The organism is Gordonia sp. NPDC127522, from assembly GCF_042672305.1.
Lineage (GTDB): Bacteria > Actinomycetota > Actinomycetes > Mycobacteriales > Mycobacteriaceae > Gordonia > Gordonia hongkongensis.
This window is the reverse complement of the sequence record NZ_JBHXVK010000028.1, coordinates 19,835-28,962: the sequence shown is the minus strand read 5'-3', so window position 1 is coordinate 28,962 and position 9,128 is coordinate 19,835. Positions and strand designations below refer to the sequence as shown.

Below are 9,128 nucleotides of genomic sequence, written 5' to 3'. Positions count from 1 at the left end.
CAAAACGCTCGACTGGAGAAACCCAGCCGAACGTCTGCGTGATTTACTTGTGCCAGTCTAACCAACCGGTGTTGCGAGGACCCCTAGAATTCGCCGGATCGGTGACGGGCCTCTGTGGTGCGCCCGTAGGGATTCGAACCCCGCCATCAGGGCTTCCTCGCCGAACGCAACCCGCGGTGAACCCGGCCGTGCCCCGATCTGCCAGCAGCCTGGATCGTCGTGTACTCACCACAGTCTCGCCTGCGGGCGACGAGGTTGGTCCCGTTTCCGGGTTGCCTGTTTGGCCCGACCAGCCCATCCACCGCCACACCCCGTTGTACTGCTGGCTCAGCAACGGGTCTAGGTCGAAGTAACGGGCCGTTAACTACTCAACCATGGTCCCGCGTTCCGAGTTCGACGGCGCCTAACGAAACGCCTCCATAGCCTCGTGGCATCGAATTCATACCCTGCTGCCTCCCCACAGGTCGGATGGTCAGACGAATCGTCGTCGGTCGAGTGTTGGGACGTCGATCGGCACGGTGGCGCGGTAGAGCTGCACCGGACACTTTTCCACGGTGAGGAAACGAATCGGCTCCCAAGTAATGTCGGAAGCCTTCAGTGCCTTCTTGTGGGACTTCCACTCACCGCGGAGTGGTTTGCTCTCTGCCGGTCCGAAGCGGTGATCAGTGAGAACGAGCAGCCGTACCCGCTTCGGGTATAGCGCCGTCCCCTCGACGATCTCCAGCCGCAGCTGCTCAACCGCGTCGCACCAGTCCTGCGACTTCTTCGCCTTCGAGAGCATCTTGCGCAGAGACTCGGATACGGGACCGGCCAGCGCGTCATGAACGGCCGGCCGGGCGAGTTTGCTGGCTAGGCGCTGACCGAGAATCAGCTCGTCTTCAATCGAGGAGAAACCCTCGACTGGTTCGGTCGACGCGAGCAAGCCCTTACTGATTGGGACGGTCGCCCGGAGGTCCACCGCCCAGCTCGCGCCCTCGACGGGAGGCTGGGTCAGCCAGACGTACTCGGAGACTTGATAGTCCTTGATCTGCTGAATCTTCTCCGGCGAGAACTCCGAGATGTCGCGTATAGGGCACACCTGCACCAACGGGTGCCGCTGCGCGGGAGCGCCCGCGATGTCACAGGTCTGTGAGACCACGGCCGAGAAACCGGTGTCGCTCAGCGCGGCCGAACGCGCACGCACGTCACCCGCCGCTCCACCGGCAGACGGTTCGCCTGTCACGGGGTCGTCCACCCAGGCCGGGACGATCCAGGCGCTACGATCCACCTTGATCAGGTGTCCCTGACGCCACCGCTCCAGCGCGGCGAGCGTCTCGGGTGGCCATGACTCCGGCAGGAGTCGATCGATCGTCACCGGGCGAACCCGTCCTCGACATCGTCGGTCACAAACGGCTCCGAGCCACGGATGATCGGTGTATCGACGTCCTCGGCGATGCCCTCATAGACCGAGGTGCCGATCTCGCGCCGAGGAAACGGCGCACGGTTCACGGCGAGGTCCACGAGCTCGTCGAACCTGCCGTCGAGCAGGGCGCTGATGCGCTTCTTATCGCCGCGCAGCCACCTGCTCAACGGGTGATCTAGCGTCTCGCGCAGGTCGTCAACGGCATCCGCCAGCTCCCATAACCGTCCCAAACTGGCGACGCGTGGGCGGCTCCCGGCGGGTTTGTCCGACCAGGAGTGAAAGGTGCGCTTGCTAATGCCGGTCGCCTTGAACATCTCCCTTTGTGTGAGGCCCAGCTCGGCGCGTAGGCGCTCGAACGCGTCAACGACATCAGCGGTCTCATCGACACAGCTGTCGGTGACGACCACCACGGTGTCGATGAAGGTGTACGGGGCCGTCAACCACAGCGCCGAGCCCGAGAGGTTTAACTGACCGTCGAGACCCTTGAACACCTCGACGCGGAACTGGTCCCAAGCACAGGGATCGAGCGCGCCGGAGAATTGCGCGACCGCCTCCCGCAGTCCCGGTGACGAATTGATCTCCACGAACGTGCTCACCGAGGCTTCGGACTCGCAGAGCGCCGGATGCCGATCGCGTCGCTCACGCACCTGAGACGGTGAACGGAGCACGCGGGATCCGGTCGGCTGCTGCTGCATGATCGTCATCCCTCGCCTCCCGCCCGAAGCTCCTTCAGATAGGTGTCGGTGACCGACGACTGGAAAATCGACAGCGCCGTGCGGTTCAGGCGCTCGGCGGACATGACGACCTGTGCTGGGTCGAACGTGAACGAGGAGTGGCGGAACACGTCGGTATCGAGCAGGTACTGCACGCACTTGCCGGAGTCGTCACGGACCGGGCCGTGACGCAGCAACGCGCCGTGGTGGTCGTCGATGCGGATTTCCACCTGCTGCTGGGCTCCCTGAACCCTGGCGCCGAAGTCGGGATTCAGGACCGGACCCAGCAGGGTGTCGTGGATCCGGCCTTGCCACGCCGCGGCGGAATCAAACCCGCTGTCGTGGAAGCGGTCGACGTAGCGCAGGCCGATCCGGTGTACAAGCGAAGGCTTAACCAGCCGGGCGAGGAAATTGACGAGCACCGTTAACGGAGGCTTGACGCTGGTGCTCCAGCGCTCGTAGCGATTGATCTGCATGATCAGGATGTCGGGCATGAGCGTGATGAGGGTGCCGTTCGCCGACGCGATCTGCCACCCATGCGACTCAGCGGCGACCTGAGAGACGCCGTTGGCTCCGAAGTCGATGCGCATCTGCTGTTGGACTGTGGGCTCGATGTTCGGGTAGTCGACGCCAGTACTCACCACGAGCTCGTCGCGGAAGGCGGCCGCGGTCTCTGGAGAGATCTCGGAGATGGACGACGTGTATCGGACCTCGATCACTGCAACTTCGAGTGGAGCGTTGCCGAGCAGCGTCGGATCAGCCGGTGGGAGGTTCCCCAGAGGAATGTCCTCGGCTGGATATGGAGCGTGTGGGTCGTTGGTCATAGCGTCCTGTCCATAGGGTGCACCTTAGGTGCACCTACCGACAAGTGTAGGCGTTATGACCTGAGAAATAGCCGTCGGAGAGCTACTTCATCGCGGGGCAACGTCCGCGATTGCAGAATCGCCTCATGGCCCGCCGCGCAGACTCCGACGAGCACTACGTCCTCGACCTATGCGACAAGGTGCTCGGCATGCCGGGCGTCCGGCAGGCGCGGTTCGACTGGCTCCGCGGAGACCCTTCACCGGTGCGGCCGCGCGGGACGCGGCTCCCCGTCGACGGGTACTGGCCGGACGATGGCCTCGTCGTCGAGTTCCAGGAGGAGCAACACTCAGCGCCGTCCCCGTTTTTCGACCGCAGGCACACCGTCTCAGGTATGGGCCGCGGTGAGCAGCGCCGCCGCTACGACGAACGCAAACGCACCCTCATCCCCCAGCACGGGCTGCGACTCGTCGTGATTGAGAAGTCGGAGTTCGTGTTGAGGTCACGGAAGATCGACCGTGTCCACGCGCGGGATCTCCAAGTTGTGCGTCGGCACCTGGCGTAATCGGCTGCATCCACCGATGTCTCGGCGGATGCAGTGGCACCGGAGGACAGGCGGTGCATGCGGGTTTGCTCCTACGGTCGCGGCGTGGAACCTGGCCGCGACGAGTTGCTCACCCCTCCGAGGCGATCGCACGGTTGCGCATCAGCGAACCCATTTCTTCCGTCCGGAGAGGCAGGGCGTCATCTGGCGGGATGCGTCTCTGGCATCGAACGTTGATCTCCAGCCGCAAGATTCAGCGACTGACCGTACGAGCGGCACCGGCCACCGAAGAGTGAACGGTACCTACCCTTCCATCGACGCGGCCTGAACCGCGGAGTCGGCCGCGATCGCGGCCCGCGAGATCAGCGGCGATCATGTCGTACGCCGCGTCGAGGGGAAGAAACTCGGTGACCCGCGCCGGCCGCTGTCCGCGCTACGTCCAGCTCAGGGAGATCCTCGCCTCCGCAGCCTGCTCGACTATCAGTCCGGCGTGCCAGGTACGCCACGCAGCACGGCCCCGACGGCGACGTCTGCCTCGGACACGCGTTTCGGCACCCACTGTTCGAGTCGCCCACGTAATTATGCTGCACAGAGAGGTGACCACGTGGTTCGTGGCGCCCCAGGATGGTGGCGAGCTACTCATAGCCCGTGAACGACCGCCCCACGCAAATCTCCTCCAACTCGACACCCGCCGTGGATACCCTTGCCAGATGGGAGAAGTTGACGTCGCCGAGAGCCGCGCCGCGGCCGTGAAACCGCCGCGACTCGGCGAGGAGACCGCCGAGGTCATGATCACGGTCAAGACCTACCCCAACCCCAGCGAGACCTACGGAGAGACCGTGTGCGTGGCCGGTGTGCGCCTCGACCGCGGCCGACCCGAGTGGGTCCGGCTTTACCCGGTGAAATTCCGCAACGCCGACTTCGACAATCAGTTCAAGAAGTACGAGATTATCCGGATCAACGGCACGTACCACCAGGCCAACGACAACCGTCCCGAGTCGTTCCGACCGCGCCAGGACGAAATGGTGCACGTTGAGCGCCTCGACTCGAAGAAGAACTGGCTGCTGCGGCGGACCAGGCTCGGGTCGCTCATCGGTGAGACAACGATGTGCGATCTCCTCGCGCAGAACCCGAAGGGCGGCATGGCGACACCATCGCCGTCTCTCGGGTTGATCAAGCCCACCGACATCGAAACGTCAGTCGTCGACGGTGACCCATGGACACCAGCCGAACAGTCTAAGGTGAACCAAGCGTCTGAGCCCGACCTGTTCGGTACCTCGATGGAGCCGCTGGAGCCCGCCCCGTACGCGGTCCGATACAAGTACCGATGCGCCGCCGCAAAGTGCCCCGGACACGACCAGAAGAACTTGGACTGGGAGGTCGGGCAGGCTGGCCGACGATGGAGAGGCGAGTACGGCGACGCTAGTGCGCGCGAAGCGATGTTGAAGCGGTGGCGCGAAAACATGCTCGCTCCCGAGAGGGACGTCCATTTCTACGTCGGCAACCAGAACCGCTACCGGCGCAGCTTCTCTGTACTGGGTACCTGGTACCCGAAGTACGAAAACGCTCTGTTCTAGACGTGCACCACGGCCGCATTCGGGCGAGTCTCCAGCACCCGGTCCACGACGATGTTCCGGTGACACTCGGCGTGATCGTGCTCGAAACACAGCAACGCCACCGCTCCACCGTCCAGGAGCTCGCATACATGCGCAAGCGCATGTGTCGCGTCAGCGGTGTCGAGGACCTCCCGGTACCTCGCCAAGGACTCGGGTTCACCGGCGCGGAAACCAGCGCGGTTGTCCCTCGGGTTGCCTAGTGCGCGGTGATGAACGTACTCGATCCCGGCGGCGCGCAGAGCTGCGGCGAGCCTTGTCTTCGACAGCCCAGGCTTGCGGCTAAGCGGGGTCAGTCGCACGTCGACTAGGACTCGCACGTCCTGGTCGAGTAGTTGCGCAACGAGGTCGCCGACCGTCTTCCCCTCGTAGCCGATGCTGACCAGGGTGCTATCTCTGTCGTACTTGGAGTCCGTCGATGCCACGTAACTATGGTGCACCACGCCGACCGGGGAGCCGGCAGCAACCAGTGAAGACGCCGCGGGGGTCGCAGCCGCTGTTGAAAGAACAGCGCCCGGTGAAACTGCTCGCCTTACGGATGGGTCGAACCGCTCACAGCCCAGCGAGGCCCAGAACCCGTGAGCCTCCTCCGAGTACGCGGACAGCCGCCGATCCGGATGTCGCTCCTGCAGCGCGTGCAGCACCCAGGTACCAACACTACGACCACGCACGACTGCAGCCACCTCGAGCAACTGGACCTTCAACCGCTCCGCCCCCAGCTGGGGGCACGCTGGCGCAATCCGGGTTGATGCCGCCGGGGTCGTCGAGTTCGATGCGAGCGAATTCGACACCGCCCTGGAGCACCTGCACATACAAGGGTCGTTCAACAGGTATGGGGCGTCGGCCCACCATCGTTTTGTTCTCGTAGTCGGTTTCGAAGTCGAACCGCGGCACCCATGAATAGCGACTCGCGCGCCACCACGACGCAGATCGACGAGTTTAATCGCCAAGGCCGGGACAGTCCTGGGGCTCGGAAGGCACCTAGGAGTGGTGCCGGTTCAATCTCCTGGCAATCTCCGATGTCGCTGAGCTGCGCGCCACCGCCAGCTCGTACTGAGTGATGCCCAATCCCTGGTATCCGCCGCCGAGCGGGAGGATGCCGAGGGCACCGTCGACGTGGACGTCGTCGAGTCGGTCGACCAGCGACCCGCGCCAGAAGAAGTCGACCAGGCTGATCTCGCGGATCTTCCAGTCGGGAAAGCTCTCCGACCACTGGGAGGTCAGGCCGCAGTCGTACTAGCTCCGCACCCACCCCAACACGTTGTTGCACGCGTGGCCTAACGCCGCAAGAACTGCCGGCAGTCCGGCCGCATGACGCCCAACACACGCGCCACGTCCACGCATCAGGATGGCGTGTCCATCACGTGATCTCCGCGTAGCTGTGTCGCACTAGCGCCGCCTTCACTCGCGCCACCTTCGGCCACAGTTCCAACGACCTCTCTCGGCGGCGCAGACGCTTTGGCGCGTTGACCACAAGGGAAGATCAACCCGCTGAGACGAAGTGACACGGGGTCGCGTGTCACCCAAGCGAATACGGAGCCGGTGTGATACCTCGTGTCACACCGGGGTGGTCCGGACAGCGAAAACGCCAGGCGAAACAGAGTTTCACCTGGCGTTCTTTCTCTGTGCGCCCGTAGGGATTCGAACCCCAAACCTTCTGATCCGTAGTCAGATGCTCTATCCGTTGAGCTACGGGCGCGTGCTATTCAGTTGTACCGCCGTCGGCCGACTGCGGTGGCGGAGGCGAGAGGATTTGAACCTCCGGTCCCGTTTTAGCGAGACAACTCATTAGCAGTGAGTCCCATTCGGCCGCTCTGGCACGCCTCCTTGGCGGAGTCCTTTCGAACTGCCGAGTCGAAAGGTTACACACCCTTCGCATCCACAAGCAAACCGGTTGGTCAGAGCCGGTTTCTGCCTCATCGGGGTCGCGGCCTACATTGGTCGGGTGAGCCTGCGAATCCGCCCCGACCTGGACGACCTTCCCGTATACGTACCGGGCAAGACGTTTCCGGGAGCGGTGAAACTCGCCAGCAACGAGGTCACCGAAGGTCCGCTGCCGAGCGTCGTCGAGGCGATCGGCGCGGCGGCCGCAGCCGTGAACCGCTACCCCGACAACGGGATGGTGGAGCTGACCGCAGCGCTGGCCAAGAGCCTCGGGGTCACCGAAGACGAGGTCCAGGTGGGATGCGGGTCGGTCATCCTCTGCCAGAACCTCATCCTCGTCACCAGCGGACCGGGCGACGAGGTGGTCTTCGGGTGGCGGTCCTTCGAGACCTATCCCTTGGCGACGCGCGTCGCGGGCGCGACACCGGTCCAGGTCCCACTCACCGGCGATCTGACCTACGACCTGCGCGCGATGGCCGACGCGGTCACCGACCGTACGCGGCTGATCTTCGTGTGCAATCCGAACAACCCGACCGGGACCGTGGTCGAGGCAGCCGACCTGCGGGAGTTCCTGCAGAGCGTGCCGTCCGACGTCATCGTCGCGCTCGACGAGGCGTACTTCGAGTACCTGCGCCTGCCGTCGAGTCAGGCGTACGACGCACTCGAACTCCGACGCGAGTTCCGCAACCTCGTGGTGCTGCGCACCTTCTCGAAGGCGTACGGGCTGGCCGGGCTGCGCGTGGGTTACGCCATCGCCGACCCGGAGGTCATCACCGCCCTCGGCAAGGTTCACGTGCCGTTCTCGGTCAGCAGCGTCGCCCAGGCCGCCGCGCTCGCCAGCCTCGACGCCGGCGACCAGTTGCTGGCCCGCACCGACGCGGTCGTCGCCGAACGTGCCCGCGTCACCGCACGACTGCGCGACGCGCGCTACCGGGTCCCCGATTCGCAGGCAAACTTCGTGTGGCTCGACCTGGGAGCGGCGTCGATGGACTTCGCGCGCGCCTGCGTCGATGCCGGGGTGGTGGTCCGCCCGTTCGACGGCGACGGCGTGCGGGTGACTGTCACCAACGCCGCCGAGGACGACGTGTTCCTGCGGTTCGCCGAGGGCTGGGACGGTCCCCGGAGCTGATCCTGGACCGCGAGCCGAGCGAGCCGGTCAGAGCCCCCGGCCGATGGTCGGCCACAGGGCCGCGAGGTCGCGCTCCCAGTACGCCCACGTATGGGTTCCGATGAGGCGGAAACCGTCGGTGTAGGGCACCCCCGCGGCACGCATCGTGATGGCGAACTCGAGCGAACAGCGGTAGGCACCCAGTTCGAGCGCCGACGAGGATGCCGTCACGACGTCGCGCGGCCCCTCGTCCGGCTCGATCTGACGCTGGAGGTCGAGGGGGCCGATGGCGCCGGACCCGGCGGCGATGAAGATGTTCTTTCCGCGCAACCGATCGAGATGAAGACTCGGGTCATGTGCGCGCCAGCCCGCGGAGCCGAACGGGCCCCACATGTTGGTGGCGTCGCCGCCGTCGCGACCGACGGTCGTACGGACGTAGGCCTCGTTGACCGGACCGGACACCGGCGGGCAGCCGCTGAGCGAGGCGACGCCGGTGTACATCTCCGGGTGTCGGATGGCCAGGGAGAACGCGGCCTGCCCACCCATCGACAGCCCGATGACCGCGTTGCGGCCGTTGCCGTCGAACCGTTCGTCGATCAGCGGCGGCAGCTCCTTGGTGAGGAACGTCTCCCACATCGGCTTGCCGAGCGCGGCATCCTTCTTCTGCCAGTCGGTGTAGAAGGTGCCCTTTCCCCCGGTGGGGAGTACGACGTTGACGTTCTTGTCGGCGAAGAAGCGTCCGGCGCGACCCTTCGTGATCCAGTCGCTGACCTCGCCCTCGGCGCCGGCGCCGTCGAGCATGTAGACCGTCGACCGCGGCGTCGAGCCGCCGACCGGGGTGAGGACCGACAGCTTGATCCGCTCGTTCATCGCCGGTGAGAAGACCCAGATGTCGGTACGCAGCGCACTCAGCTTCTCGGATTTGGCGATGCGCGCCACCTGTTTGGGAGCGGCGTCGGCGATGGCCGGGGTCGACAGAATCCCCACCATCAGGCACACCAGACCCGCGATCAACCGCCTCGACATCTCGCCAACTCCCTCACCGACAATCCCCCCGGAGTGC

Annotated in this window: 8 protein-coding genes and 2 tRNA genes; 3 read left to right on the top strand and 7 right to left on the bottom strand. The window is 65.1% G+C overall.

The genetic code is table 11. The features are described 5' to 3' along the window. Window positions 1–472: 472 nt before the first annotated feature. The 3 genes from ACFVHY_RS23755 to ACFVHY_RS23745 are packed head-to-tail and all read right to left on the bottom strand — an operon-like array spanning window position 473 to window position 2,939. Window positions 473–1,354, bottom strand: a complete 882-nt coding sequence (locus ACFVHY_RS23755; RefSeq protein WP_390275816.1) for a hypothetical protein — start codon at window positions 1,352–1,354, stop codon at window positions 473–475. After that, window positions 1,351–2,106: a hypothetical protein gene (locus ACFVHY_RS23750; protein WP_390275815.1), complete on the bottom strand. Its 756-nt coding sequence runs from the start codon at window positions 2,104–2,106 to the stop codon at window positions 1,351–1,353. Before ACFVHY_RS23750 ends, ACFVHY_RS23755 begins: the two co-directional genes overlap by 4 nt. Continuing rightward, window positions 2,103–2,939: a TIGR04255 family protein gene (locus tag ACFVHY_RS23745; RefSeq protein WP_390275814.1), complete on the bottom strand. Its 837-nt coding sequence runs from the start codon at window positions 2,937–2,939 to the stop codon at window positions 2,103–2,105. The genes ACFVHY_RS23750 and ACFVHY_RS23745 overlap by 4 nt, the downstream gene beginning before the upstream one ends. A gap of 125 nt (window positions 2,940–3,064) precedes the next feature. Here ACFVHY_RS23745 and ACFVHY_RS23740 point away from each other — a divergent pair, with 125 nt between their 5' ends. Next, window positions 3,065–3,481, top strand: coding sequence for a hypothetical protein (locus ACFVHY_RS23740; RefSeq protein WP_390275813.1), 417 nt, complete (start codon window positions 3,065–3,067; stop codon window positions 3,479–3,481). A 575-nt stretch (window positions 3,482–4,056) separates the two neighbouring features. Next, window positions 4,057–5,037, top strand: a complete 981-nt coding sequence (locus ACFVHY_RS23735; RefSeq protein ID WP_390275812.1) for a hypothetical protein — start codon at window positions 4,057–4,059, stop codon at window positions 5,035–5,037. Here the strand turns inward: ACFVHY_RS23735 and ACFVHY_RS23730 are convergent. The 3 genes from ACFVHY_RS23730 to ACFVHY_RS23720 all read right to left on the bottom strand — a co-directional run bounded on the left by ACFVHY_RS23730 (window position 5,034) and on the right by ACFVHY_RS23720 (window position 6,900). Further along, the gene (locus ACFVHY_RS23730; RefSeq protein WP_390275811.1) at window positions 5,034–5,498 is read right to left on the bottom strand and encodes a DUF488 family protein; all 465 of its coding nucleotides are present in this window, start codon (window positions 5,496–5,498) and stop codon (window positions 5,034–5,036) included. The two genes, ACFVHY_RS23735 and ACFVHY_RS23730, sit on opposite strands and share 4 nt — an antisense overlap. A gap of 1,201 nt (window positions 5,499–6,699) precedes the next feature. Continuing rightward, window positions 6,700–6,772, bottom strand: a tRNA-Arg gene (locus tag ACFVHY_RS23725). A gap of 36 nt (window positions 6,773–6,808) precedes the next feature. After that, window positions 6,809–6,900, bottom strand: a tRNA-Ser gene (locus ACFVHY_RS23720). 118 nt (window positions 6,901–7,018) lie between these two features. On the opposite strand from ACFVHY_RS23720, the gene hisC reads away from it, so the two are divergent. Next, window positions 7,019–8,086, top strand: coding sequence for a histidinol-phosphate transaminase (gene hisC / locus ACFVHY_RS23715; RefSeq protein ID WP_390275810.1), 1,068 nt, complete (start codon window positions 7,019–7,021; stop codon window positions 8,084–8,086). Between the two features lie 27 nt (window positions 8,087–8,113). On the opposite strand, the gene ACFVHY_RS23710 is transcribed toward hisC, so the two are convergent. Next, window positions 8,114–9,091: an alpha/beta hydrolase gene (locus ACFVHY_RS23710; protein ID WP_388029038.1), complete on the bottom strand. Its 978-nt coding sequence runs from the start codon at window positions 9,089–9,091 to the stop codon at window positions 8,114–8,116. Window positions 9,092–9,128: the final 37 nt, after the last annotated feature.

Coding starts and splice junctions, on each gene's coding strand:
- ACFVHY_RS23750 (WP_390275815.1), bottom strand. CDS start 2,106: ATGACGATCATGCAGCAGCAGCCGACCGGATCCCGCGTGCTCCGTTCA.
- ACFVHY_RS23745 (WP_390275814.1), bottom strand. CDS start 2,939: ATGACCAACGACCCACACGCTCCATATCCAGCCGAGGACATTCCTCTG.
- ACFVHY_RS23740 (WP_390275813.1), top strand. CDS start 3,065: ATGGCCCGCCGCGCAGACTCCGACGAGCACTACGTCCTCGACCTATGC.
- ACFVHY_RS23710 (WP_388029038.1), bottom strand. CDS start 9,091: ATGTCGAGGCGGTTGATCGCGGGTCTGGTGTGCCTGATGGTGGGGATT.